The sequence below is a fragment of the Pseudonocardia sp. EC080619-01 genome (genome assembly GCF_001420995.1).
In the GTDB taxonomy this organism is placed as follows: domain Bacteria; phylum Actinomycetota; class Actinomycetes; order Mycobacteriales; family Pseudonocardiaceae; genus Pseudonocardia.
Genome location: NZ_CP012184.1, coordinates 3,826,471 through 3,851,133, shown reverse-complemented (window position 1 = coordinate 3,851,133; position 24,663 = coordinate 3,826,471). Strand labels below are relative to the sequence as shown.

Genomic DNA, 24,663 nt, shown 5'->3' with positions numbered 1-24,663 from the left:
AACAGAACCCTACGCGAGACGTTCCGTATACAGAACGGTCGCTAGGCTCCCCGGTGTGGAGGACGCAGCACTGCGGGCCGCGGTCGGGGAACGGCTGCGCTCCGCCCGCACCGCGCACGGCCTGTCGGTCGGGGCACTCGCCGCGCGGGCCGGGATCGGCAAGGGCTCGCTGTCCGAGCTCGAGAACGGCTCCCGCAACCCGACCCTGTCGACCCTCTACGCACTGGCGAACACGCTCGGGCTGCCGGTGTCGCACCTGCTCGCCGAGACGGTCGGCGCCGAGGTGGGCGCGCCCGGGATCGGCACCCGGCTGCTGGAGACCCGCACCGACGACGAGGGCACCGTCGAGGTCTACCTGCTGACGCTGCGACCGGGCACCGTGCACGTCTCGGCCGCGCACGGCCCGCACGTCGTCGAGCACCTGCTGGTCACCCGCGGGACCGCCCGCGCGGGCCGTTCCGGGGAGGAGGCCGACCTGCCGACCGGGACCGGGACGGCGTGGACCAGCGACGTCGAGCACACCTACACCGCGCTCGGCGAGCACCCCGCGGAGGCCGTCCTCGTCATCCGCACCGGGCCGCACCCGGGTGGAACCCTCAGGTCCGCGCCGGCTCCTTGAGCAGGTCGCGGATGCAGGCGTCGATCTGTTCACGCTCCCGGGCGCCGAAGCAGAACATCGCGAAGTGCGCCCACAGGCTGTCCACGATCCGGAACTGGCTGTCCGGGATCAACCGCTGCTCGGCCTCGCAGTCCCCGGGCGGGAAGAACATGTCCCGGGAGAACGGGACGACCATCGTCCGGGCGGTGATCCGCCCGAGCGCCGCCGCGAGGTCGCCGCCGGTGTGTCGGGACACGTCACCGTGGCGCCACTTCCAGCCCATCCAGATCAGGTTGTTGGGGTCCATGGGGGCGAAGTACGCCTCCCAGAACCCCTGCACGAAGTCCTCCACCGAGCTGAAGCCGAGACCCCGCCAGGCCTCGGCGGAGTAGAACTCCGGGCACAGCCCCATCACCGACCACAGCTCGGCGTGCCGCCGCATGCCCGCGTGCACGTCGGCCGGGTCGGCGTAGAACCCGCCGTCCCAGGCGGGATCGGACTTCCAGGCGTTCTCGTGCGCGCGGACCCACAGGGCGTCGTGCGGGGTGGTCCGGGCGGTGCCGGCGAACGGCAGCGCCCGCCGGACCATCTCCGGGTGGCACACCGCCCACTCGTAGGTCTGCTCGGCGCCCATCGACCAGCCGAGCACGAGCTCCAGCCGCTCGACGCCGAACCGCTCGGTGAGCATCCGGTGCTGGGCCCGGACGTCGTCGCCGATGGTCACGCGCGGGAAGGCGCCCGCGCCGAACGGGGCCGGGGTGTTGCTCGGGGAGGAGGAGAACCCGTTGCAGAACTGGCCGGGGAACACGATGAAGTACCGGTTCGGGTCGAGCGGCCGGTCCTCCCCGACGAACATCTCCATCGACTTCGACGTGCCCGACCACATGTGCGGGAAGAGCACCACGTTGTCGCGGGCCTCGTTCAGCGTGCCGAGGGTCTTGTAGGCGAGCCGGGCCCCGGGCAGCGTGACGCCCCGCTCCAGCGCGAAGTGCCCCAGGTCGAAGTACTCGTGGGGGCCGTGCAGCTCCTCGGTGTAGTACTCCGTCGCCATCCGACCCTCCTCCACGGGGAGGGCCGCACCGCGGTCCCCCGCTCACACCGGTGTGCCATCAGACCGGTGCGGCGGGTCGCGCCTCAAGCGTCATAGTGATGAGTCCCGGTGTCGCCGGGGAGCTCACTTCAGCAGGCTGCGTGCCATGACCATGCGCTGGATCTGGTTGGTGCCCTCGTAGATCTGGGTGATCTTCGCGTCGCGCATCATCCGCTCGACCGGGAAGTCACGGGTGTAGCCCGCCCCGCCGAGCAGCTGGACGGCGTCGGTCGTCACCGACATCGCGGTGTCGGAGGCGAAGCACTTCGCGGCCGACGAGACGAAGCCGAGGTCCGGCTCGTTCCGCTCGGCGCGGGAGGCGGCCACGTAGCAGAGCTGGCGGGCCGCCTCGACCTTCATCGCCATGTCGGCCAGCATGAACTGCAGGCCCTGGAACTCGGCGAGCGCCTGGCCGAACTGCCTGCGCTCCTTGAGGTAGCGGGTCGCGACGTCGAGCGCGCCCTGGGCGATGCCGACGGCCTGCGACCCGATCGTCGGACGGGTGTGGTCGAGGGTGCGCAGCGCGGTCTTGAAGCCGGTGCCCTCGGCCCCGATGATCCGGTCGCCGGGGATCCGGCAGTCCTCGAAGTGGATCTCGCGGGTGGGCGAGCCGTGGATGCCGAGCTTGCGCTCCTTCGACCCGACGACGAACCCCGGGTCGTCGGCGTGGACCACGAACGCGGAGATCCCGTTCGCCTTCTTCTCGGGGTCGGTCACCGCCATCACGGTGTACCAGGTCGACTCGCCGGCGTTGCTGATCCAGCACTTGGTGCCGTTGAGGATCCAGTCGTCGCCGTCGCGGCGGGCGCGGGTCTTCATCGACGCGGCGTCGGAGCCGGCCTCCCGCTCGGACAGCGCGTAGCTGACCATCGCCTCGCCCGCGGCGACCGACGGCAGCACCTGCTTCTTCAGCTCGTCCGACGCCGACAGCAGGATCGGGGTGAGCCCGAGGCCGTTCACGCCGGGGATGAGCGACGACGACGCGCAGACCCGCGCGACCTCCTCGATCACGATGCAGCCGGCCAGCTCGTCGGCGCCCTGGCCGCCGTACTCCTCCGGGATGATCACGGCGTGGAAGCCGGCCCGGACCAGCGCGTCCCGGGCCTCGGACGGGTACCGGCCCTCCTCGTCGACCTCGGCCGCGTACGGCGCGATCTCCTTGTCCGCCAGGTCCCGCACCGCGTCGCGCAGGGCCTGGTGCTCGTCGCTGAGCCGGTAGCTGTCGAAGTCGCTGTTCACGACGCTCATGCTAACGGCACTCCGTGCCACCGGGCAATGTCCCTTGCTACCCTCCGTGCCATGACGATCAGCACGCGTCGCGGGCGTTCCGCCGAGGGGCGCGCCGAGGTCCGGCGCGATCTGGTCGCCGCCGCGGCGCAGCTGTTCACCGAGCGCGGCTACGACGAGACGACCGTCGACGACATCGCTGCGGCGGCCGGGGTCGGCCGCCGGACGTTCTTCCGGTACTTCCGCGGCAAGGAGGACGCGCTCTCGCCCGACCACGAGCGCGGCCTCGCCCGGATCTCCGAGGTGTTCGACGGCGCGCACCCCGACGAGCCGCTGCCGTCGCTGGCACTGCGTGCCGCGGAGACCGTGTTCGACCTCTACACCGACGACTCCCGGGTGGCCCGGCTGCGGTTCGCCCTCGTCGGGTCGGTGGAGGCGCTGCGCGACCGGGAGGCGGCCTCGGTGCACCACTACCGCCGCCTGTTCACCCGGGAGCTCACCGCGCGGCTGACCGGCCGTCCCGACGGCGAGCTGCGGGCCGCGGTGACGGCGGCGGCGCTGGTCGCGGCGCACAACCAGGCGTTGCGCCGGTGGCTGGCCCTCGGCGCCCGCGGGGCCGACCTCCCGGACTGCGTGGACCACTTCCGCAAGGTGGCGACGATGCTGCCGCTGGAGACGGACCGCGCGGCCGAGCCGGACCTGGAGGACGTGACCCGCCGGCTGGAACGGGCGGCACGGGCGCTGGAGCGCGGTCGCGAGCCCTGATCCGGGCCCGGACGTGCGTGATCCCCGGGCCGCACCGGGCGGTGCGCGCAGCCGAACCGGACAAGGCTCGGGCCCGGGGATCACGGGTGACCGTCGGGAACTCGCCGGCACCACACCGGCTTCCACGACCGTCTCTCCGTACGGGTTCTCCCCGCCGGAGCAGAACGTGGTGCTAGCTGACGGCCACCTCACGTGTCCTGCTGTAGCTCATCTGCTGGACCACCTCCTTTCCCGTGTACCGACACCGTACGCACGTGATCGGCGACGACGCCACGGGAAATTCTCCGTTCACTCCTCGCCGCGGGCGGTGGCGCGCAGGGCGGCGTCCTTGTCGAGCACGCTCCGCTCCAGGTCGGCCTGGTACTCGAGCATCGCCGCGCGCAGCGACTCGTCCCCGGCCCCGAGGATCCGGACCGCGAGCAGCCCGGCGTTGCGGGCGTTGCCGACGGCGACGGTCGCGACCGGCACCCCGGCCGGCATCTGCACGATCGACAGCAGCGAGTCGAGCCCGTCGAGGTACTTCAGCGGCACCGGGACGCCGATCACCGGCAGCGGCGTCGCGGCGGCAACCATGCCGGGCAGGTGCGCGGCGCCGCCGGCCCCCGCGACGATGGCCTGCAGGCCGCGGTCGGCGGCCGACGCGGCGTAGTCGAGCATCCGCTGCGGGGTCCGGTGCGCCGAGTAGACACCGACCTCCCACGGCACGCCGAACTCGTCCAGCGCGGCCCCGGCGGCACTCATCACGGGCCAGTCGGAGTCGCTGCCCATGACGACGCCGACGCGCGGGGACGCGGGGGGGGGAGCGGCCATCAGGAGTCCTCTCGGGGGTCGTCGCCGTGCACCGACCAGCCGTCGGCCCAGGTCGCGGTGGCCAGCCAGGTCGCGGCCAGCTCGGCACGCCCGCGCACCGCGGTCTCGTCGGTGCCCAGCACGGTCACGTGACCGATCTTGCGGGCCGGGCGCCCGCCCTTCGCGTAGAGGTGCACCTTCGCGTCCGGGAAGCGGGCGAAGCAGTGGTGCAGCCGCTCGTCCATCGACATCGCGGGCTCCTCCGGCGCGCCCAGCACGTTGGCCATCACCGCGACCGGCGCGACCGGGGCCGTCGAGCCGAGCGGGTAGTCGAGGACCGCGCGCAGGTGCTGCTCGAACTGCGACGTCGTCGAGCCCTCGATCGTCCAGTGCCCGGAGTTGTGCGGCCGCATCGCCAGCTCGTTGACGACGACCTCCCCGGCCCCGGTCTCGAACAGCTCGACCGTCATCAGCCCGGTCACGCCGAGCTCCTCGGCGATCCGCAGTGCGAGCCCCTGGATCCGGGCGGCGGCGTCGGGGTCCAGGCCCGGCGCGGGCGCGGTGACCCGGGCGCACTGCCCGTCGACCTGCAGGGTCTCCACCACCGGCCAGGCGGCGGCCTGGCCGAACGGCGAGCGGGCGACGCTCGCGGCCAGCTCGCGGGTCATCGGCACCGCGGACTCGGCCATCAGCGGGGTGCCGCTCTCCAGCAGGTCGGCGACCAGCGCGTCGGTCTCCGGTCCGCCGGAGCGCAGGAACCAGACCCCGCGGCCGTCGTACCCGCCGCGGACCGCCTTGAGCACGACCGGCCAGCCGTGCTCGTCGCCGAACCCGGACACGTCCGACGGCGCGGTGACCGCGGTGAACGCCGGGACCGGCAGGCCCATCCCCGACAGCCGCCTGCGCATCACCAGCTTGTCCTGGGCGTGCACCAGCGCCTCCGGCGACGGGCGCAGCGGGATCCCGGCGGCGGCGAGCGGCGCGAGCACCTCCTGCGGGACACCCTCGTGGTCGAAGGTGACCGCGGAGCAGCCGGTGGCGAGCTCGCGGAGCGCGGCGCCGTCGTCCGGGTCGCCGATCACGACGTCCGGCGTCACCCGGGCGGCCGGGTCGGTGCCCGACGCCGCCAGGACGCGCAACGTCTGGCCCAGCGCGACGGCGGCCTGGGCGGTCATCCGGGCGAGCTGGCCCCCACCGACCATGCCCACCGTGGGCACGTTGCCGGGCATCGGGCTCCTCGACGTCTCAACCCTCTCCACGAGACGGGAAGCCTAATCTGGCACGATCTCGGGAGTGACGGTGGTGGACGCGACGCTCCGGCGAATCCCCCAGCCGTACCGCGACAAGGCCATCAAGCACCGGGAACTCATCAAGTTCCTGATGGTCGGCGGCACCACGTGGGTGATCGACACGGCGGTGTTCCTGCTGCTGAAGGCCTTCGTGCTCGACACCAAGCCGGTGACGGCGAAGGTGATCGCGGTGCTGGTGGCGACGATCGTCTCGTACGTCCTGAACCGGGAGTGGTCGTTCCGCACCCGGGGCGGGCGCGACCGGCACCACGAGGCCGCCCTGTTCTTCCTGATCAGCGGGGTCGGCGTCGCGGTCTACTCGGCGCCGCTGTGGGTCTCCCGCTACGTGTTCGAGCTGCAGGTCCCGGTCGTGTCGCTGGTCACCCAGGAGTTCTCCGACTTCGTCGCGGGCCAGATCGTCGGCACCCTGGTCGGGATGGCGTTCCGCTGGTGGGCGTTCCGCCGGTTCGTCTGGCCGGACCAGTTCGTGCGGCGCCAGCCCCCACCCGCGTAGCACCCCGCCTCCTCCGGAGGTCGGAGACCGGAGTGCCGTCGCAGGCCCGATGTGCCCGGCCGCGCCGCCGGACAGGCTCGTCACATGACGATCTCCCGACGGGCACGGCTGCTGGCCGCCGCCCTCTGCGCCGTCGCGCTCCCGGTCCTGACCGGGTGCGCCGCGGCCGCACCCGCGGTCCCGCCCGGGCCGCCGCCCGCCGCGACCGCACCGCTCACGCCCGCCGACGTCAGCGCATGGCTGGACGGCATGGTCCCGGCCGCCCTGGACCGCACGGGGATCGCCGGGGCGGCGGTCACCGTCGTCCGGGACGGCGAGGTGGTCGCCGCCGGCGGCTACGGCGTCGCCGGCGACGACGGGGCCCCGGTCGACCCGGCCGCCACGCTGTTCCGGGTCGGGTCGGTCTCGAAGGTCGCGACCGCGGTCGCGGTGCTGCAGCAGGTCGAGCAGGGCCGGATCGACCTCGACGCCGACGTCCGGCGGTACCTGGACTTCCCGCTGCCCCTGCGGTTCGAGCCGCCGGTCACGATGCGGCACCTGCTCACCCACACCGCGGGCTTCGAGGAGCGGGTGCGCGGGATGATCGTGTTCGACGGCGACCCGGGCCCGGTGCGCGACACCGTCGCCACCGACCCCCCGGAGCAGGTCTTCGCCCCGGGCACCACGCCCGCGTACTCGAACTACGGCTACTCGCTGGCCGGACACGTCGTCGAGCGGGTGACCGGGGAGCCGTTCGCGCAGTACGTCCAGCACGCGGTGCTGGACCGCGCGGGCATGACGTCGTCGACGTTCACGCAGCCGCTCCCACCCCGGCTCGCCGGCCGGGTCGCCGACGGGTACGCCGCCGCGGGCACGCCCGCGATCGGCTTCGAGAGCTTCCGGGACGTGCCCGCCGGGGCGCTCACCGCTCCCGCGACCGACCTGGCCCGGTTCGCGTCCTCCCTGCTCGGCACCGGGACCCCGCTGCTGGCCCCGCAGACCCTGGCCCTCATGCAGCGCCCCGCCCTGGACGCGGGCACCCTGGGCCCGCTGGCCGAGGGCCCGCGGATGACACTGGGCCTGTTCGACGAGGGGCGCGACGGGCGCACCGTCCTGGGGCACGGCGGGGACACCACGGCGTTCCACTCCCACCTGCAGCTGCACCCGGAGCAGCGGGTCGGCGTGTTCGTGACGCTGAACGGCACCGGCCGTGCCCCGGCGGACAGCCTGCAGCTGCGCTCGGCGCTGCTCGACGGGTTCACCGACCGGTACGTGCCCGCGCCCGCCACCGTGCCCGCGGAGACCACCGGGCCCGCGGAGCCCGGGCCGGGCGCGGCCGAGCGGGCCGCCGCCGTCGCCGGTCGCTACGAGAGCGCGCGGTCGCCGTTCAGCACGTTCCTCGACGTCCTGAACCTCATGGGCCAGACGCGGGCGTCGGCCGGGCCGGACGGCACGCTGGTCCTGTCCCCCGGCGTCGCGCGGACCGAGCCGGTCGTCTACCGGGAGATCCGGCCGTGGGTCTGGCAGGAGGCAGGCGGGGAGCAGGTCGTGTCGGCACGCACCGAGGACGGCCGGGTCACGGCGCTCGGCGCGGAGTCGGCGTTCACGCTGTTGCGCACCACGCCCGTGCGGGACTCCGCGGTCGTGCTGCCGGTGCTCGCCGCCTCGGTCGTGCTGCTGCTGGGGGCACTGGTGGCGTGGCCCGCCGGCGCGCTGGCCCGCCGCCGGTACGGCGTCGTCGCGCCGGTGTCCCCGGGCCGCGCGGACCGGGTCGCCACGGGCCTGACCCGGCTCGGCGCGGGGTGCGCCGTCGTCGCGGTCGCCGGGTGGGCGGCGGTGGTCGGCGCCGTGTCCGGCCTCGTCGACGTCCCGGTGCCGGTGCTGTACGGGATGCAGGCGCTGCAGTGGGTGGCGACCGGCGCGACGGTGGCCGCCGCGGTCGCGGTGGTCACCGGCGCCCGCGGCGGCATCGGCCGGTCCCGGACCGCCGGACGGGTCCTGGTGCTGCTCGGGCTCGCCGGGACGGCCTGGGTGGCCCTCGCGTTCGGGCTGCTCACGCCCGACCTCGGCTACTGATCGTTCTACGATCGTGCTGCCCGAACGGAGACCGCACGCCATGACCGTCCCCGCACCGCCCGCCGGCCGCCTCGCCGTGCGTGCCGACCGCGCGCTCACCGCGGCCGGGCTGACCGGACCGTTCAGGCGGGACGCCGCGCTCGCCGTGCTGCTGGCCGCGGTCATGGTGCTGCTACTGGCGGCGGCCTCGGCCGATCCGGTGGTCACCGACCTGGTGGGCCCGGTGCCCGCCACCGTCCAGGCCCTCGTGGTGGTCCAGACCCTGATGCTGTGCCTGCGCCGGGTCGCGCCGGGCTCCTGTCTGATGCTGGTGGCGGTGGCACAGGCCGCGCTGTCGCTGCTCGCACCGCTGGAGGTGACGGTCCGCGGGCCCGCCACGGCCGTGGCGGCCTACACCTGCGGGACCGCGCTCCCCGCCCGTCGCACCGGCCGGCTGGTGGCGCTCGCGGCCATGGCCGAGACCGGCGGGATCGTCCTCGCGGCGGCCCGGGCCGGCGGGGTGACGGGATCGACGCCGGCCGAGGTCGTCTCGGGGGTCGCGGTGCTCGCCGGCGGCGCGCTCGCCGGGTCGTGGGTCGCGACCCGGCGCCGCTACCTGGAGCTGGTCGAGCTGCGGGCGGGCGAGGCCGTCGCCGTGCAGCGGGCCCGGGCCGACGCGGCCGTCCGGCGGGAACGGACGCGGATGGCCCGCGAGCTCCACGACATCGCCGCCCACCACCTGTCCGCGATGGTCGTGCAGGCCGGCGTGGTGGAGCAGCTCGTCGAGCGCGACCCGCCGACGGCCCGGCGCACCGCGGGCGAGCTGCGGCAGCAGGGCCGGCGCACGCTGCGCGACCTGCGCACGGTCGTCGGGACGTTGCGGGAGCCGGGCGTCGTCGAGGACCCCGGCACGGACGCGCCCGTCCCCGGCCTGGCCGGACTGGACCGGCTGGTGGACCAGGTACGCGCGCTCGGGACCCCGGTCGTCCTGGAGCGCCGCGGCGAGCAGCCGGCTCCGGCGCCGATCGCCGACGTCACCTGCCACCGGGTCGTGCAGGAGGCGCTGGCCAACGCGCGTGAGCACGCGCCGGGGGCCGCGGTCCGGGTCGCCGTCACCACGGCGCCCGGCCGGGTGCTCGTCGAGGTCGAGAACGACCCGCCGCTGTCCCCGGCGGCCGCCCGGGAGCCCCGGGACGGCACGCGCGGGTACGGGCTGGTCGGCATGCGGGAGCGGGCGCAGCTGGTGGGGGCCACGTTCGAGGCCGGTCCGACGACGGAGGGCGGGTGGCGGGTCCGGCTCGCGGTCCCCGTCGAGCAGGACGAGCCGGACACGACGACGGAGGACACGGCGTGATCAGGGTGGTGCTGGCCGACGACCAGTCGGTCGTCCGGGCCGGGTTCCGGGTGTTCCTGGAGCTGGCGGGGGACGTCGAGGTCGTCGGCGAGGCGGCCGACGGCCCGGGCGCGGTCCGCCTGGCCCGCGAGCTCGCCCCGGACGTCGTCTGCATGGACGTCCGGATGCCCGGCGGCAACGGACTGGCCGCGACCCGGGAGATCGTCTCCGGGCCGGCTCCGGCGCCGGCGGTGCTCGTCGTGACGACCTTCGACCTGGACGAGTACGTGTTCGGTGCGCTGGAGGCGGGGGCCGGCGGGTTCGTGCTCAAGGACACCGGCCCGGACGACCTGGTGCACGCCGTCCGCAGGCTGGCCGCCGGGTACGGCCTGGTCGACCACGCCGTCACCCGGCGGGTGATCACCGAGTTCGCACGCCGCAGGCCCGCCCCGGACGAGCTGCCCCCGGTCCCCGTCACCCCGCTCACCCCGCGGGAGTCCGAGATCGTGCGGCTGCTCGCCCGCGGGATGTCCAACGCGGAGATCGCCGACGAGCTGGTCGTCGAGCTCAGCACCGTGAAGTCGCACCTCGGGCGGGCCATGGCCAAGATCGGTGCCCGGGACCGGGTGCAGACCGTCGTGTGGGCCTACCGCAGCGGGATCGCGGACGTCCCCGGCCGGCCCGGCGCCTAACGCGGCCCGGTGCGGTCGGCGGGCGAGGCGGTGGCGGCGACGTCGTCGGTGCGTGCGGCAGGCAGGTAGATCCGGAACACCGGCGGCCGGGCCCGGTACAGCTCCAGCCGCCCGCCGTCGGCCTCGATCAGGGTCCGGGCCAGCGCGAGCCCCAGACCGGTGGACGACTGCGCGGACACGCCGCGGTCGAACACGTGGGGCACGAGCTCCTCCGGCACCCCGGGCCCGGTGTCGGAGACCTCCACCTGCAGGGAGTTGTCACCGGTCCGCGCGGTGATCGTCACGGTGCCGTCGCCGTGCTGCAGGGCGTTGTCGACGAGCGCGCCGACGGCCTCCCGCAGCCGGGCGGCGGTGACCCGGGCGAGCATCCCCTCGGGCACCCGCAGCCGCAGCGAACGCCCGGCCGCCGTGAGGGGCTCCCGCCACTCCCCGGCGGCGGCCTCGATCGCCTCGGACAGGTCCACCGGCTCCGCGCCGACCGCGCGGGCGGCACGGGCCGACTGGAGCAGGTCGTCGAGGACGCCGGTCAGCCGCTCGGTCTGCTCCAGCGCGGCCAGTGCCTCGCGACGGGCGTCCGGGTCGGGGTGGGTGGACAGCTCGTCGAGCCGCAGCTGCAACGCGGTGATCCGGCTGCGGAGCTGGTGCGAGACGTCGCCGACCAGCGACCGCTCGCGTTGCAGCAGCTGGGACAGCGCCGTCGCCGACGAGTCGAGCACCTCGGACACGCGGTCCAGCTCGGCGATGTCGTAGCGCGCCGGGGCCCGCCGGAAGTCCCCGGCGCCGAGGCGGGCGGCGCGGGCCGCGAGGTCGCGCAACGGGTCGGACAGCCGCCGCGCGGTGTAGATCGCGACGCCGGTGCCCACCGTGACCGAGAACCCGACCAGCAGCACGACGACGCCGACCACCTGGGTCTGCTGCGACCGCATGACGGCGGTCGGCTGGGCCAGCGTGACCGTCCCGCCGGGACCGAACGGCAGCTGCTCCTCGACCGGGTCGACGACGACGTCCGCGCCGAAGACGAGCGGGGGCCCGTCCGGCGTGACGATGGTGAGCCTGCTGTTCGGCGGGATCGCGGCCTGGACGACGTTGACCGGCGGGCTGTCGCTGTCGACGTCCTCGAGGGTCTTGGTGAGCGACTCGAGGCGCTGGGTGAGCTCGGCACGGGTGAAGTCCTCCACCAGCTGCCAGGTGGCCAGCGCCAGCGGCCCACCGAGGAACAGGGCCGTCACCGCGACGGTGAGCAGCGTGGAGACGAGGATCCGGCGGCGCACGATCCGTGAATCTAGTGGATAGGCATCCGACGCACCGGGAATCGATCAGCCGGGGATCAGGACGACAATTACCCCGGTTCCGATGATTGACGCAATTCTGCCGATGGCGATACCTTCTCCCGCCCTCGACCTCGGTCCTCGGGTGTCCGGTACTGGGGAGGACGTGTGGGAGCACGCCGCCCGTTCCTCGGTCACGTCGTGGTCGCCCTCGCCGCGACCGCGGGCGCCGTGCTGCCGGGAGCCGTGGACCCGGATGGCCCGGGCGAGTACATCCGGAACTACTCGACACAGTCGAGCTGCCACATCCGCGGCGAGTCGATGGCGCACCGGAATCCGCTGAAATGGTCCGGATGGATCTGCGTCGCCGACGGGGGCGGCCCGTCCGACCCCAGCACGTGGGCGCTCTACCTGACCCCGCGCCACCTGACCCCGCACTGGCACGGCCGGCCGTTCAGTCGTGGTTGAAGCGGAACCCCACGCCGCGCACGGTGGCGATCCGCTTCTCGCCGCCGATCTTGCGGCGCAGCCAGGACATGTGCATGTCCAGGGTCTTCGACGACTTCATGTCCGCGTCGCCCCACACCGAGTGCAGGATCTCCTCGCGGGTCACGACCTGCCCCGAGTGCAGCATCAGCACCCGCAGCAGCTCGAACTCCTTGTTGGCGAGGGTCACCTCCTCGCCGTCGAGCAGGACCCGCCGGCCGGAGAGCTCCATCCGGAGACCCCCGACCTCGACGACGTCCTGGGTGCGCCGGCGCAGCAGTGCCCGGACCCGGGCCAGCAGCTCGGCGAGCCGGAACGGCTTGGAGACGTAGTCGTCGGCCCCGGCGTCGAGCCCCACCACGAAGTCCACCTCGTCGGTGCGCGCGGTGAGCATCAGGACCGGCAGGTCCGCCTGGGTCGCCCGGACCCGGCGGCACACCTCGAGGCCGTCCATCCCGGGCAGGCCCAGGTCGAGGACGAGCAGGTCCACCGGATCACCGGTGACCCGTTCCAGGGCCGCGACTCCGTCGGCGACGACCTCGACGTCGTAGCCCTCGCGCTGCAGGGCGCGGGACAACGGCTCGGCGATCGCCGCGTCGTCCTCGGCCAGAACCACGGTGGTCATCTCGCTCAGCATAGGACTCCGGGTGCCCGGAACCGTGTCGGTGCGAACTGGCATGCTCGCCGAACGTGGACCCCGAGCCGAACGTGCCCGCCGACCCGAGTGATCTCGATCTCGCGCTGCGGCTGGCGGACCTCGCCGACGCCATCACCCTGCCCCGGTTCCGGGCCGCCGACCTGCGGGTCACCCGGAAGCCGGACCGCACGCCCGTCACCGACGCCGACACCTCCGCGGAGGACGCGATCCGCGCCGCGCTCGGCCACGAGCGCCCGCGCGACGCGATCCTCGGCGAGGAGCGCGGCGGCGACGTCGACGGAGCCCGCGCGGCCGGTCGCGGCTGGGTGATCGACCCGATCGACGGCACCAAGAACTTCTCCCGCGGCGTCCCCGCCTGGGCGACGCTGATCGCGCTCGTCGTCGACGGCGTCCCGGTGGCCGGGGTCGTGAGCGCGCCGGCGCTGCAGCGGCGCTGGTGGGGCTCGGCGGGGGCCGGGGCGTGGGCCCGGGACCTGCCGTCCGGGACACCGCGCCGGATCGCGGTGTCCGGGGTCGCCGACCTCGCCGACGCCTACGTCTCCACCACGAACCAGGACACCTTCCGCACCGAGCCCGGCCCCGTCCCCCGGGACGGCTGGACCCGGCTCACCGAGGCGTGCTGGGAGTCCCGCGGGTTCGGCGACTTCTGGCAGCACGTGCTGGTCGCCGAGGGCGTCCTCGACGTGGCGGTGGAGCCGGCCGCGAACCCGTGGGACCTGGCCGCACCGGCCGTCGTCGTCGCCGAGGCCGGTGGGCGGCTCACCGACCTGACCGGGGAGCCGACCTGGTCCGGCGGGCACGGCCTGACCAGCAACGGCCTCCTGCACGACACCGTCGTGGAGGTGCTCCGTGGCTGAGATCCACTTCGAGGACCTCGCCCCGGGCACCGTCTTCGACCTGGGCACGGCGCTGGTGGACCGCGAGGAGATGATCGCGTTCGCCCGCCGGTTCGACCCGCAGCCGTTCCACCTCGACCCGGAGGCCGGGCGGGCCTCGGTGTTCGGGGACCTGGCCGCGTCCGGCTGGTTCACCGCGGGTCTGTGGATGCGCGCCTACGTCGACAACCTGCTCAGCCGTTCGGCCGGGCTCGGGTCACCGGGCGGCGACGAGGTCTCCTGGCCGGCGCCGGTGTTCGCCGGGGACGAGCTGCGGGCCGCGATGGAGGTGCTCGACGCGCGGGTCTCCCGGAGCCGTCCGGAGCTGGGCCTGATCACGCTGCGCGGGACGATGACCCGGGTCTCCGACGACGTGCTCGTCTACCGCTCCCGGTTCGTCGGGATGTACGGGCTCCGCGAGCCTCAGTCCTCCTGAGCGAGCGCGGTGACCACCCGCGACGGCGACGGCCGCCCCAGGTGCCCGGCCATCCAGACGCTGGTGTCGACCAGCTTCCGCAGGTCGGCGCCGTGGTCGATGCCGAGACCGTCGAGCATCCACACGAGGTCCTCGGTGGCGAGGTTCCCGGTGGCGGACCCGGCGTACGGGCAGCCGCCGAGGCCGCCCGCGCTGGCGTCGACCGTCGTCACGCCGTGCCGCAGTGCGGCCAGGGTGTTGGACAGCGCCTGGCCGTAGGTGTCGTGGAAGTGCACGGCGAGCCGGTCGGTCCCGACGCCACGCCTCACGCAGGCGTCGAGCACCGCCCCGACGTGCGCCGGGGTCGCGACCCCGATCGTGTCGCCCAGCGAGAGCTGGTCGCAGCCCATCTCCATCAGCCGGGCGCCGACCGCGGCGGCCTGGTCCGGGTCGACCCCGCCCTCCCACGGGTCGCCGAACACCATCGACACGTAGGCCCGCACCCGCAGTCCCTCCCGCACCGCCCGGGTGACGGTCGGGGAGAACATCGCGAACTGGTCGTCGAGCGTGCGGTTGAGGTTGCGCTTCGCGAACGTCTCCGTGGCGGAGGCGAACACGGCGACGTGGTCGCAGCCCGCCTCGATCGCACGGTCCAGCCCGCGCTCGTTCGGGGTGAGCACGGGGTAGTCGATCCCGTCACGCCGGTCCAGGACGGCGAGCAGCTCCGCGGCGTCGGCGAGCTGGGGCACCCACCTCGGGTGCACGAAGCTGGTCGCCTCCAGCGTGCGCAGCCCGGCGTCGGCGAGCCGGTCGAGGAACTCGGCCTTCACCGCGACCGGGACGACGGCCTTCTCGTTCTGCAGGCCGTCCCGCGGGCCGACCTCGTAGATCTCGACCCGTTCCGGGAGCCCGGGGTCGCGCACGGTCACGGGCAGGCTCGTCATGACGCTGTCCTCTCCGGCACGGCCCGCGGTTCCTCCGTGCTCCCTCGCTGCGGTGGCTCGGCCATCCTGCCCCGGACCGCGGCGTCGGCGTGCCCCCGCAGGGCTGTGTGCTGCCTCTCCCGTTCCGCCGTGCGCCGGGTCTCGGCGAGCCGGCCGATCTCCCGGTGCAGCCGGGCCTGCACCCGCTCGACGGCGGGGACGTCGGCGAACCGCAGCCGCTCACCGGCGACGTCGAGCAGCAGGGTGCCGTAGCCGAGCACCCGCCCGGCCACCGTCGACCGGACGCGGACGGCGTCGATCCGGTCCACCGGGACGTCGAGGCCGTCCCGGCCGACGACGCCCTCCCGGACCAGGAACCGGTGGTTCGTGACGACGAGGTGCGAGCACCGCCACCGCAGGATCGGCAGGACGCTCCAGCGCAGCGCCGCGAGTGCCGCGACCGCGGCGAGCAGTGCCCAGGCGTACGGCGCCCAGGTCTGCAACCGGACGACGGCGGCGCCGAACCCGGCGAGCGCCGTCAGCAGGACGAGGACCGCGGCCGGCCACAGGCACAGCCGCCAGTGCGGGCGTCCGTGCAGCACGAGACGCTCGTCGTCGTCGAGCGCGTCGTCCGGGAACGCCATGAGCCCCACGGTAGGCCGGTCACCGGCGGCCGCGCCCGCGACGCGCGGAGCGGAACGCCCAGGTCAGCGCTACGGGTGATCCGCGGGACGCAGGTGCACGATGTCGCCGGCCGCCACCGCGACACGCTGCCCGCCGTCCGGGTGGACCAGCAGCCTGCCCTGCGGGTCGACGTCCTCGGCCATGCCGATCAGCTGGTCACCACCGGGCTTCTCGACCCGGACCCGGGCACCGAGGCTGGCGCAGCGGGACCGGTAGTCGCGCCGCAGACCCGACGCCTCGGCGTCGCCGCCGGCGTCGCGCCAGTCGGCCTCGCGCCGGTAGAGGTGGGCGAGCAGGGTCGTCGCGACCTCGGAGCGGGTCGCGGTGAGCCCGTGCGCGGCCAGCGACGTCGCCCCCCACGGCAGGTCGGTCGACGGTGTGGAGACGTTGAGCCCGATGCCCAGCACCACACCCGGCCCACCGCCGGAGACCGCCGTCATCTCGGCGAGGATCCCGGCCGCCTTGCCCAGCGACGGACCCGCGAGCAGGTCGTTCGGCCACTTCAGGGCCGCCGGCAGGTCCGGGGCCAGCTCGGCGATCGCGTCGATCAGCGCCACCCCGGCGAGCATCGGCAGCCAGCCGAGCCGGTCGGCGGGCACGCCCTCGGGGCGCCACAGCACCGACATCGTCAGGGCCGCGCCGGGCCGGGAGGTCCAGGTGCGGTCCAGCCGTCCACGACCGCGGACCTGCTCCTCGGCGATCAGCACGGAGCGGTCGGGGGCACCACGGCCTGCCTCGGCGAGCAGGTCGGCGTTGGTCGAACCGGTGGACCCGACCACGTCGAGCGCCGTCCAGCCACCCGCCGGACGGAGTACGGCCGTGCGCAGCGCGTAGATGTCCAAGCGGCCGTCGGTGTGGTCGTCGCACCCGCTCGGATCGGAGTTCGTCCCGGTCGTCATCACCGCGCACCGTAACCGTCGGGCACCGCAGCGTGGCCCACGGCAGGGACGCGGATCGGTAACGACTCACCGCGCCTCGCACGATCGGCTGCGGCGGACGTCACCCCTGATGATCGGCACCCACCGGGTTAGAGTCCGAGCCCATGAGCGCCGCAACGGAGCCGATGGCGACCCCGGACGACGGTGAAGCGACCCCGGACGTCCACACCACGGCGGGCAAGCTCGCCGACCTGTACCAGCGTTTCGACGACGCGATCCACGCCGGATCGGAGACCGCGGTCGAGCGGCAGCACGCGAAGGGGCGGCAGACCGCCCGCGAGCGCATCGACCAGCTGCTCGACCCCGGTTCGTTCGTCGAGCTCGACGCCCTGACCCGGCACCGGTCCACGAACTTCGGGATGCAGGAGAAGCGCCCGTTCGGTGACGGTGTCGTGACCGGGTCCGGGACGATCGACGGCCGACCGGTCGCCGTGTTCTCCCAGGACGCGACGGTGTTCGGCGGAGCGCTCGGCGAGGTCTACGGCGAGAAGATCGTGAAGGTCATGGACCTCGCCGAGAAGATCGGCTGCCCGATGATCGGGATCAACGACGGCGGCGGGGCCCGGATCCAGGAGGGCGTGGTCGCCCTCGGTCTGTACGGCGAGATCTTCACCCGCAACGTCCGCAGCTCCGGCGTGGTCCCGCAGATCTCGCTGATCATGGGCCCGTGCGCGGGCGGTGCGGTCTACTCCCCCGCCATCACCGACTTCACCGTGATGGTCGACGAGACCAGCCACATGTTCATCACCGGCCCGGACGTCATCAAGACCGTCACCGGTGAGGACGTCGACATGGAGGAGCTCGGCGGCGGCCGGGCGCACAACTCGAAGTCCGGCGTCGCGCACTACCTCGCCGGCGACGAGTCCGACGCGCTCGACTACGTCAAGCAGCTCCTCAGCTTCCTGCCGTCGAACAACCTGTCCGAGCCGCCGACGTTCCCGGCCCCGGAGCCGACCGAGGGCTCCATCACCGACGGGATCACCGACTCCGACAGCGAGCTCGACACGCTGATCCCGGACTCTCCGAACACCCCGTACGACATCCGCGAGGTCATCAACCGGGTCGTCGACGACGAGGACTTCCTCGAGGTCCAGGAGCTGTGGGCGCCGAACATCGTCGTCGGTTACGCCCGTATCGAGGGCAGCAGCGTCGGGATCGTCGCGAACCAGCCGACCCAGTTCGCCGGCTGCCTCGACATCGACGCCTCGGAGAAGGCCGCCCGGTTCGTGCGGACCTGCGACGCGTTCAACATCCCGGTGCTGACCTTCGTCGACGTGCCCGGCTTCCTGCCCGGCACCGACCAGGAGTGGAACGGCATCATCCGCCGCGGCGCGAAGCTGATCTACGCCTACGCCGAGGCGACCGTCCCGAAGGTCACTGTGATCACCCGCAAGGCCTACGGCGGCGCGTACGACGTGATGGGGTCCAAGCACCTCGGCGCGGACGTCAACATCGCCTGGCCGACCGCGCAGATCGCCGTCACCGGCGCGCAGGGTGCGGTGTCCATCCTGTACCGCAAGGAGCTCAAGGGCCTGGAGGGCGACGAGCTCGCCGCCCGGCGCGCGGAGCTGCAGCAGGACTACGAGGACACCCTCTGCAACCCCTACATCGCCGCCGACCGGGGCTACATCGACGCGGTCGTGCCGCCGTCGCACACCCGCGGCTACGTCGGCCGGGCGCTGCGGATGCTGTCCACCAAGCGGGAGCAGGGACCGACCCGCAAGCACGGGAACATCCCGCTCTGATGGCCGAGTCGCAGGAGACCGCAGAGGCCACACCGGAGGAGCGGCGTGCGCTGTTCCGGGTCGTCCGGGGCACCCCCGCCGACGACGAGCTGGCCGCGCTGACCGCGGTCCTCGCCGCCGCGGCGAGCGCCGGCGGGCCGGCGGAGCCGGAGCGGGCGCCGGACCTGTGGTCGCACCCCGCGGCCCAGCTCCGCGCCCCGCTGGTCGCGGGCCCCGGCGCCTGGCGCGCCTCCGGCCTGCCCCGCTGACCCACCCTCCGTCCCGCTCGCCGTGCGGCCCGGCCGCACACGTTCGACGTGAACCGGACGGCTGATCTCCACCCCCGGGTGGAGGGCGGGGATCCACCCGGGATCGGCGCCCGGGCCGACGCGGACGGCGGGCCCCGCGGGCGATCGTCGTCGGCATGGATCCCACCTCGCTCGTCGTGACCGTCGCCGTCGTCGGCCTCGTCCTCTACAAGCAGTTCTCCGGCCGGTTCGTCGGCGGCCGCGACACGGTCCTGCCGTTCGTGGTCGTCGGGATCGGCCTGGTCACCCTGGCCACCGCGCACCCGGCCGTCACCGGGCCGGGGATCGCGCTGCTCGCCGCCGAGATCGTGCTCGCCGCCGGGCTGGGCGTGGTCCGCGGGTACGCGTTCCGGCTGGAGGCGCGGGACGGGTACCTCTTCCGCAGCGGCTCGGCCGCCCTGCTCGGGGCCTGGGCGCTGACGATCGCCGTCCGGATCGGTGCCGAGCTGCTGGGCGGGCCCGCCGGTGCGGGTGCCCTGATCGCGACGACGTCCGCGCTCGTCTTCGGGGCGAGCCTCGCCGTGCAGGCGGTCGTCCTGCGGCGCCGGGCCGCCGCGAGCGGGGTCCCGATCCGTCCGGGCCGGTCCCGGGCCGCCGCCTGAACCGTGTGCCAGGGTGAAACGGTGAACCCGGCGACGGCCCCGGGGCCCGGTGCCCGGCGCGAGTACGACCGCGCGCTGGGCACCGGGCTGCCGCGGCGACTGCTGTCGCTGTTCTGGCTGCCGGTGATCGTCGGGCTGCTGTTCCTCGTCCCCAACCAGCACGTCTCCCCGCCCTGGCTGTACGCCGGCCTGGTCCCGGCCGTCGGCGGGTGGCTGGTGTTCGCGTTCGTCCCGGCGCCGGGACAGCGGTGGACCGTCGCCACGGTCGTCGCCCTCGCGGCCGGCGGCCTGGTCCTGCTGTACGGCTCCGCCGGGTGGACGACGTCCGCGGCGTTCCCGCTGCTGGCCGCGTTCTGCGCGGGGATCCGGCTGCCCACCCGGCAGGCGGCCGTCCTCGGCGGGCTGGTGACCGTCGCCCTCGTGGTCGTCGTCGGGCCCTACGACTCGGTCTGGGACCCGATGCTCGTCGCCGGCACGACGATCGTCCTGATGCTGTTCGGGATGGCCCGCCGGGACGCCGCCCGTCGCGCCGAGGAGCACGAGCAGGCGCTCGTCGACGGTGCGCGGGCCCGTGAGGAGCATGCCCGCGCCGAGGCGATCGCCGACCGCGCGCGGGTCGCCCGCGACGTCCACGACGTGCTGGCGCACTCGCTGTCGGCGCTCGCCGTCCAGCTGCAGGGTGCCCGGCTGATGGCCCTGCGCGACGGCGCCGCCGAGGACACGGTCGCGCAGATCGAGCGCGCGCAGCGGCTCGCCTCGGACGGCATCACCGAGGCCCGGCGCGCGGTGCGGGCGCTGCGCGAGGGGCCGGTCCCGGTGGACCTGGCCGCCGAGCTGCACGAGCTGGCAGCCGCCCATCCGGACGCGACCGTCCGCGTCGAGGACGGTCTGCGGCTGGGGCCGCGCGAGGGCGAGACGGTGCTGCGCACCGCGCAGGAAGCACTGAGCAACGCCCGCAAGCACGCACCGGGGGCACCGGTGACCGTGTCGCTGCGCACCCGCGACGGTGCCGCCGAGCTGGAGGTCCTCGACTCCGCGGGCGGCCCGCCCCCACCCGGCGACGGCGCCGGGTCCGGTCTCACCGGCATGACCGAGCGTGCAGCGCTCGCCGACGCCGAGCTGGAGACCGGCCCGTCGGACGACGGGTGGCGGGTGTGGCTCCGGCTGCCGGCGGGCGGGAGGATCACCGGATGAGCGCGTTGCGGGTGGTGCTGGCCGACGACCAGCGGATCGTCCGGGACGGGCTCGCGACGGTGCTCGGGCTGCTGGACGGCATCGAGGTCGTCGGGACCGCGGCCGGCGGCGACGAGGCCGTCGAGCTCGTCGCTGCGCTGGCCCCGGACGTCCTGCTGACCGATCTGCGGATGCCCGCGGGCGACGGCGTGTCCGCGACCCGGCGGGTCCGGGAGGGCCGGTCGGGCACCGCCGTCGTCGTGCTCACGACCTACGTCGACGACGACGCCGTGGTCGACGCGATCGCCGCCGGTGCGTCCGGCTGGCTGTCCAAGGACGCCGACGCCGAGGCCATCGGCCGGGCGCTGCGCTCGGCAGCGGACGGGGTGTCCACCGTGGACGCCGCGGTGCTCGCCCGGCTGGTGGCGTCCCGCCCGGCCGGAGCGCCGGTCGCGGAGCGGGAGCCCCCGGACGGGCTCACCCCGCGCGAGGTCGAGGTGCTCGCGCTGATCGCGGAGGGGCTGTCGAACACCGAGATCGCCCGCCGGCTCGTGGTCGGCGAGGCAACGGTGAAGACGCACGTCAACCACCTGTTCGCGAAGGCCGGGCTGCGGGACCGCGCGCAGGCCGTCGGGTACGCCTACCGGCACGGACTCACGCGCGCCCGGTAGCGTCCGGCGGGTGCGCCTGGTCCTCGCCTCCGCCTCCCCCGCCCGCCTCGGAGTCCTCCGCGCCGCGGGCGCCGACCCGCTCGTCGAGGTCTCCGACGTCGACGAGGACGCCCTCCTCGCCGACCACCAGGACGCCGACCCCGCCCGCACCGTGACGCTGCTGGCCGCCGCCAAGGCCGCCGCCGTCGCGGAGCGGATCGCCGGGGACCACCCGGACGCCGTGGTGATCGGCTGCGACTCCATGCTGCTCGTCGACGGCGACCTGGTCGGCAAGCCGCACGACGCCGAGACCGCACGACGCCGGTGGAAGGCGATGGCGGGCCGCGACGGCGAGCTGCTCACCGGGCACGCGGTGCTCCGGCTGTCCGGCGGCGCCGTCGTGCGGGAGGCCGAGGGCCACGCGGGCACCGGGGTGCGCTTCGCCGAGCCGACCGACGCCGAGCTCGACGCCTACCTCGCGAGCGGCGAGCCGCTGAAGGTCGCCGGGGCCTTCACACTGGACGGGCTGGGCGGGTGGTTCGTCGAGGGCATCGACGGCGACCCGTCGAACGTGATCGGGATCAGCCTCCCGCTGGTCCGCCGGCTGCTCGGCGGGATCGGCGTGAGCGTGGTCGACCTCTGGAGCAAGGAGAACCCGTGACCGACGAGTCGCGTCCCCCGTTCCCGCCGTTCGGCGAGGCGTCCGCACGGGCGAAGGTGCTCGCCGCCGAGGCGGCCTGGAACACCCGGGACCCGCGGAAGGTGGCGCTCGCCTACACACCCGACACGGTGTGGCGGAACCGCGACACCTGGGTGCACGGCCGCGAGGAGGTCGTCGCGTTCCTGACCGCCAAGTGGGAGCGGGAGCTCGACTACGCGCTGCGCAAGTCGCTCTGGGCCTTCCGGGGCGACCGGATCGCCGTCCGGTTCCAGTACGAGTGCCGGGACGCGGACGGGCAGTGGTGGCGCTCCTACGGGAACGAGAACTGGGAGTTCGCGGAGAACGGCCTGATGCACCGGCGCGAGGCGAGCATCGACGATCTGCGGATCGACGAGTCCGAGCGGCGCATCCACGGACCGCGCGCCGACGGGGACGACTCCGACATCCCGGTGTGAGTGTCGGGCCCCGCGGTTACCCTCGCGCCATGGCTGTCGCGAACGACTCCGACCCGAAGCTCGCCGAGTACGCGCACCCCGAGCGCCTGGTCACCACGGACTGGCTGGCCGAGCACCTGAAGGATCCCGGCCTCGTGGTCGTGGAGTCCGACGAGGACGTCCTGCTCTACGAGACCGGCCACATCCCCGGCGCGGTGAAGGTCGACTGGCACACCGAGCTGAACGACCCCGTCACCCGCGACTACGTCGACGGCACCCGTTTCGCCGAGATCATGTCCGAGCGCGGGATCGGCCGGGACACCACGATCGTCGTCTACGGCGACAAGAACAACTGGTGGGCCGCCTACGCGCTGTGGGTGTTCCAGCTGTTCGGCCACGCCGACATCCGGCTGCTCGACGGCGGCCGCGCCAAGTGGATCGCCGAGGGCCGCGAGACCACCACCGACACCCCCTCCCCGCAGCCGGCCGACTACCCGGTCGTCGAGCGCGACGACGCGCGGATCCGCGCGTTCAAGGACGACGTGCTCGCCCACCTGGGCAAGCCGCTCGTCGACGTGCGCTCCCCGCAGGAGTACACGGGCGAGAAGCTGCACATGCCGGACTACCCGCAGGAGGGCGCCGTCCGCGGCGGCCACATCCCGGGCGCCGCGAGCGTGCCGTGGGCCCGCGCCGCCGCCGAGGACGGGTCGTTCAGGACCCGTGCCGAGCTGTCGGCGATCTACGAGCAGGAGCAGGGCCTGAAGCCCTCCGACGACGTCGTCGCCTACTGCCGGATCGGTGAGCGTTCCAGCCACACCTGGTTCGTGCTGACCTACCTGCTGGGCTTCGACTCGGTCCGCAACTACGACGGTTCCTGGACCGAGTGGGGCAACGCCGTGCGGGTCCCGATCGTGCAGGGTGAGGGGCGCGGGTCGGCGTGACGGACCGTACCGAGACGCTCCCCCCGAAGCTCGCCGAGCTGGTCGACGACTTCGCCGCCGTCGGCCCGAAGGACCGTCTGCAGCTGTTGCTGGAGCTGTCCCAGGAGCTGCCGGACCTGCCGGAGCGCTACGCCGACGCCGCGGACACGATGGAGCAGGTGCACGAGTGCCAGTCGCCGCTGTTCCTGACCGTCGAGGTCGACGACGGCGGTGACCGCCCGGTCCACCTGTTCTTCTCGGCGCCCAGGGAGGCACCGACGACCCGGGGCTTCGCGTCGATCATGTACACCGGCCTGGACGGGCAGCCGGCCGCGACGGTCCTGGCCGTCCAGGACGACTTCTACACCGATCTCGGCCTGGCCGAGGCCGTGAGCCCGCTGCGGCTCCGCGGCATCTCGGCGATGCTCGCCCGGATCAAGAACCAGGTCCGGGCCGCCACCGCCTGACCGGGCAGGACACCTCACGCCGACGGGCGGGGCCGCGGATGCGGCCCCGTCCGTTCGTCTCCGCGGAACCTCAAGTCTCGGTGAAATCGGATGGTCACCGCCGTGACCGGGCGCACACTACTTCGAACGACGAAGTGTCACGTCGCCGCAGGGGGTGGTGGAGATGGGCACGAACCTCACCGACGCGACCTGGGGGATCCCGGGTCCGACGTTCCTGGTCCTCGTCCTGGTCGCCGGGTCGGCCGCCGTCGTGGCCGCGGTCCACCGGCGGCACCGGATCGCGGCGGGCGACCGCCGCGGCGGGCGCGGGCTCGACACCCGCCCGGAGGACGTCGCCTACCTCAACGGCGGCCCCGATCTCGCCGTGTACGCGGCGCTGTCGGCGATGCACGTCGACGGGACCGTGATCACTTCCGGCCGCACGACCGGCCAGGTCCGGGCCGGGGGCCCGCTCACCCGGGCGGCGACCCCGCTGCAGCGCGCCATCCACCGTTCGGCACAGCGGCTGACGCCCGGCCGGGCCCTGCGCACCCACGAGCCGGTCCGCACCGAGCTGGCCCGGATCGCGCAGCGGCTGGAGACGGCCGGCCTGCTCCTCTCCCCCGCAGACCGGCGCCGGTACCGGGCCGCGGCATGGCTGCCGGGGGCCGTCGCGCTGGTCGGGGTGGTGCGGATCGGGGCCGGGCTCGGCGCAGGCCGTCCGGTCGGTTACCTGTTCCTGACGGTCGTCGTGCTGGGGGTGGTCACGGCGGTGCTGGCCGCGCGGGTCCCGCACCGGACCGCGGCCGGGACCGCCGCACTCGGCTCCGTCCGGGTGCTGCACGAGTCGCTCTCACCCACGATGCGCCCGGACTGGACCGCGGCCGGTGCGACCGCCGCGGCGCTGAGCGTCGGCGCGTTCGGCATGGGGGCGATGCTCGCGGCCGAGCCCGCGTTCGCCGAGGAGCTCGCCGCGCAGAAGATGGCGGCGCTCGGCGGCGGCTGGTCCGGCTCCGGTGGCTCGACCAGCTTCTCCGGCTTCTCCGGCGGCGACGGCGGTAGCAGCGGTGGCGGCGGGGGCTGCGGTGGCGGCGGCGGTGGGTGCGGCGGCTGACGTGGGCGCCGCGACCGGGCACCGCCCGACGGACTGCCCCGGGGGATCGGGGT

Annotated in this window: 28 protein-coding genes; 19 read left to right on the top strand and 9 right to left on the bottom strand. The window is 74.4% G+C overall.

Annotated elements, in window-relative coordinates; translation table 11 throughout:
- Window positions 1–55: 55 nt before the first annotated feature.
- The gene (locus AD017_RS18070; protein WP_060574906.1) at window positions 56–619 is read left to right on the top strand and encodes an XRE family transcriptional regulator; all 564 of its coding nucleotides are present in this window, start codon (window positions 56–58) and stop codon (window positions 617–619) included.
- On the opposite strand, the gene AD017_RS18065 is transcribed toward AD017_RS18070, so the two are convergent.
- Together AD017_RS18065 and AD017_RS18060 are read right to left on the bottom strand one after the other, a co-directional pair.
- Window positions 597–1,649: an alpha/beta fold hydrolase gene (locus AD017_RS18065; RefSeq protein ID WP_060574905.1), complete on the bottom strand. Its 1,053-nt coding sequence runs from the start codon at window positions 1,647–1,649 to the stop codon at window positions 597–599. The genes AD017_RS18070 and AD017_RS18065 overlap by 23 nt on opposite strands.
- A gap of 123 nt (window positions 1,650–1,772) precedes the next feature.
- Window positions 1,773–2,936 (bottom strand): acyl-CoA dehydrogenase, encoded by a 1,164-nt coding sequence (locus tag AD017_RS18060; RefSeq protein ID WP_060574904.1) that lies wholly within the window; start codon window positions 2,934–2,936, stop codon window positions 1,773–1,775.
- A 51-nt stretch (window positions 2,937–2,987) separates the two neighbouring features.
- Here AD017_RS18060 and AD017_RS37250 point away from each other — a divergent pair, with 51 nt between their 5' ends.
- Window positions 2,988–3,680, top strand: a complete 693-nt coding sequence (locus AD017_RS37250; protein WP_010225124.1) for a TetR family transcriptional regulator — start codon at window positions 2,988–2,990, stop codon at window positions 3,678–3,680.
- A gap of 288 nt (window positions 3,681–3,968) precedes the next feature.
- On the opposite strand, the gene purE is transcribed toward AD017_RS37250, so the two are convergent.
- On the bottom strand, window positions 3,969–4,490 hold the full coding sequence (gene purE / locus AD017_RS18050) for a 5-(carboxyamino)imidazole ribonucleotide mutase (protein ID WP_060574903.1): 522 nt from the start codon (window positions 4,488–4,490) through the stop codon (window positions 3,969–3,971).
- A complete protein-coding gene (locus AD017_RS18045; RefSeq protein WP_060574902.1) occupies window positions 4,490–5,698 on the bottom strand; it encodes a 5-(carboxyamino)imidazole ribonucleotide synthase in 1,209 nt (402 codons plus the stop codon). Before AD017_RS18045 ends, purE begins: the two co-directional genes overlap by 1 nt.
- 64 nt (window positions 5,699–5,762) lie before the next feature.
- Here AD017_RS18045 and AD017_RS18040 point away from each other — a divergent pair, with 64 nt between their 5' ends.
- The 4 genes from AD017_RS18040 (at window position 5,763) to AD017_RS18025 (ending at window position 10,331) form a co-directional block, all read left to right on the top strand.
- Complete coding sequence (locus tag AD017_RS18040) at window positions 5,763–6,272, top strand: GtrA family protein (RefSeq protein WP_010225131.1); 510 nt, start codon at window positions 5,763–5,765, stop codon at window positions 6,270–6,272.
- An 84-nt stretch (window positions 6,273–6,356) separates the two neighbouring features.
- Window positions 6,357–8,327: a serine hydrolase gene (locus tag AD017_RS18035; RefSeq protein WP_060574901.1), complete on the top strand. Its 1,971-nt coding sequence runs from the start codon at window positions 6,357–6,359 to the stop codon at window positions 8,325–8,327.
- Window positions 8,328–8,367: 40 nt separating this feature from the next.
- Window positions 8,368–9,660: a sensor histidine kinase gene (locus AD017_RS18030; protein ID WP_060574900.1), complete on the top strand. Its 1,293-nt coding sequence runs from the start codon at window positions 8,368–8,370 to the stop codon at window positions 9,658–9,660.
- A complete protein-coding gene (locus tag AD017_RS18025) occupies window positions 9,657–10,331 on the top strand; it encodes a response regulator transcription factor (RefSeq protein ID WP_010226365.1) in 675 nt (224 codons plus the stop codon). The genes AD017_RS18030 and AD017_RS18025 overlap by 4 nt, the downstream gene beginning before the upstream one ends.
- On the opposite strand, the gene AD017_RS18020 is transcribed toward AD017_RS18025, so the two are convergent.
- Window positions 10,328–11,602 carry an ATP-binding protein gene (locus AD017_RS18020; protein ID WP_010226366.1) on the bottom strand — a complete coding sequence of 425 codons (1,275 nt, stop codon included), beginning with the start codon at window positions 11,600–11,602 and terminating at the stop codon, window positions 10,328–10,330. The two genes, AD017_RS18025 and AD017_RS18020, sit on opposite strands and share 4 nt — an antisense overlap.
- Window positions 11,603–11,767: 165 nt before the next feature.
- On the opposite strand from AD017_RS18020, the gene AD017_RS18015 reads away from it, so the two are divergent.
- Complete coding sequence (locus AD017_RS18015) at window positions 11,768–12,067, top strand: hypothetical protein (protein WP_010226367.1); 300 nt, start codon at window positions 11,768–11,770, stop codon at window positions 12,065–12,067.
- Here the strand turns inward: AD017_RS18015 and AD017_RS18010 are convergent.
- A complete protein-coding gene (locus AD017_RS18010) occupies window positions 12,054–12,710 on the bottom strand; it encodes a response regulator transcription factor (RefSeq protein ID WP_029239298.1) in 657 nt (218 codons plus the stop codon). The genes AD017_RS18015 and AD017_RS18010 overlap by 14 nt on opposite strands.
- A gap of 65 nt (window positions 12,711–12,775) precedes the next feature.
- Between AD017_RS18010 and AD017_RS18005 the strand changes: the two genes are divergently transcribed.
- Together AD017_RS18005 and AD017_RS18000 are read left to right on the top strand one after the other, a co-directional pair.
- Window positions 12,776–13,600, top strand: coding sequence for an inositol monophosphatase family protein (locus tag AD017_RS18005; RefSeq protein ID WP_010226369.1), 825 nt, complete (start codon window positions 12,776–12,778; stop codon window positions 13,598–13,600).
- Window positions 13,593–14,054 (top strand): MaoC family dehydratase, encoded by a 462-nt coding sequence (locus AD017_RS18000; RefSeq protein ID WP_010226370.1) that lies wholly within the window; start codon window positions 13,593–13,595, stop codon window positions 14,052–14,054. The genes AD017_RS18005 and AD017_RS18000 overlap by 8 nt, the downstream gene beginning before the upstream one ends.
- Here AD017_RS18000 and AD017_RS17995 read toward each other — a convergent pair.
- The 3 genes from AD017_RS17995 to AD017_RS17985 all read right to left on the bottom strand — a co-directional run bounded on the left by AD017_RS17995 (window position 14,042) and on the right by AD017_RS17985 (window position 16,539).
- Window positions 14,042–14,977: a hydroxymethylglutaryl-CoA lyase gene (locus AD017_RS17995; protein ID WP_060574899.1), complete on the bottom strand. Its 936-nt coding sequence runs from the start codon at window positions 14,975–14,977 to the stop codon at window positions 14,042–14,044. The genes AD017_RS18000 and AD017_RS17995 overlap by 13 nt on opposite strands.
- Window positions 14,974–15,600, bottom strand: coding sequence for a PH domain-containing protein (locus AD017_RS17990; protein WP_060574898.1), 627 nt, complete (start codon window positions 15,598–15,600; stop codon window positions 14,974–14,976). The genes AD017_RS17995 and AD017_RS17990 overlap by 4 nt, the downstream gene beginning before the upstream one ends.
- 69 nt (window positions 15,601–15,669) lie before the next feature.
- A complete protein-coding gene (locus AD017_RS17985) occupies window positions 15,670–16,539 on the bottom strand; it encodes a biotin--[acetyl-CoA-carboxylase] ligase (RefSeq protein ID WP_060574897.1) in 870 nt (289 codons plus the stop codon).
- A 143-nt stretch (window positions 16,540–16,682) separates the two neighbouring features.
- Between AD017_RS17985 and AD017_RS17980 the strand changes: the two genes are divergently transcribed.
- The 10 genes from AD017_RS17980 to AD017_RS17935 all read left to right on the top strand — a co-directional run bounded on the left by AD017_RS17980 (window position 16,683) and on the right by AD017_RS17935 (window position 24,610).
- On the top strand, window positions 16,683–18,323 hold the full coding sequence (locus tag AD017_RS17980) for an acyl-CoA carboxylase subunit beta (protein ID WP_029239302.1): 1,641 nt from the start codon (window positions 16,683–16,685) through the stop codon (window positions 18,321–18,323).
- Window positions 18,323–18,571 carry an acyl-CoA carboxylase epsilon subunit gene (locus tag AD017_RS17975; RefSeq protein WP_060574896.1) on the top strand — a complete coding sequence of 83 codons (249 nt, stop codon included), beginning with the start codon at window positions 18,323–18,325 and terminating at the stop codon, window positions 18,569–18,571. The genes AD017_RS17980 and AD017_RS17975 overlap by 1 nt, the downstream gene beginning before the upstream one ends.
- A 155-nt stretch (window positions 18,572–18,726) precedes the next feature.
- Window positions 18,727–19,212: a hypothetical protein gene (locus AD017_RS17970; protein ID WP_010224182.1), complete on the top strand. Its 486-nt coding sequence runs from the start codon at window positions 18,727–18,729 to the stop codon at window positions 19,210–19,212.
- A 21-nt stretch (window positions 19,213–19,233) separates the two neighbouring features.
- Window positions 19,234–20,406, top strand: coding sequence for a sensor histidine kinase (locus AD017_RS17965; RefSeq protein WP_060574895.1), 1,173 nt, complete (start codon window positions 19,234–19,236; stop codon window positions 20,404–20,406).
- A complete protein-coding gene (locus tag AD017_RS17960) occupies window positions 20,403–21,056 on the top strand; it encodes a response regulator transcription factor (protein ID WP_029239140.1) in 654 nt (217 codons plus the stop codon). The genes AD017_RS17965 and AD017_RS17960 overlap by 4 nt, the downstream gene beginning before the upstream one ends.
- A gap of 10 nt (window positions 21,057–21,066) precedes the next feature.
- Window positions 21,067–21,696, top strand: coding sequence for a nucleoside triphosphate pyrophosphatase (locus tag AD017_RS17955; protein WP_060574894.1), 630 nt, complete (start codon window positions 21,067–21,069; stop codon window positions 21,694–21,696).
- A complete protein-coding gene (locus tag AD017_RS17950) occupies window positions 21,693–22,151 on the top strand; it encodes a nuclear transport factor 2 family protein (protein WP_060574893.1) in 459 nt (152 codons plus the stop codon). The genes AD017_RS17955 and AD017_RS17950 overlap by 4 nt, the downstream gene beginning before the upstream one ends.
- A gap of 29 nt (window positions 22,152–22,180) precedes the next feature.
- On the top strand, window positions 22,181–23,071 hold the full coding sequence (locus AD017_RS17945; RefSeq protein ID WP_060574892.1) for a sulfurtransferase: 891 nt from the start codon (window positions 22,181–22,183) through the stop codon (window positions 23,069–23,071).
- Entirely contained in the window at window positions 23,068–23,517 is a 450-nt protein-coding gene (locus AD017_RS17940) for a SufE family protein (RefSeq protein WP_060574891.1), read from the top strand. The genes AD017_RS17945 and AD017_RS17940 overlap by 4 nt, the downstream gene beginning before the upstream one ends.
- Before the next feature lie 163 nt (window positions 23,518–23,680).
- A complete protein-coding gene (locus tag AD017_RS17935; RefSeq protein ID WP_145982530.1) occupies window positions 23,681–24,610 on the top strand; it encodes a TIGR04222 domain-containing membrane protein in 930 nt (309 codons plus the stop codon).
- The last annotated feature ends 53 nt before the right edge of the window (window positions 24,611–24,663 follow it).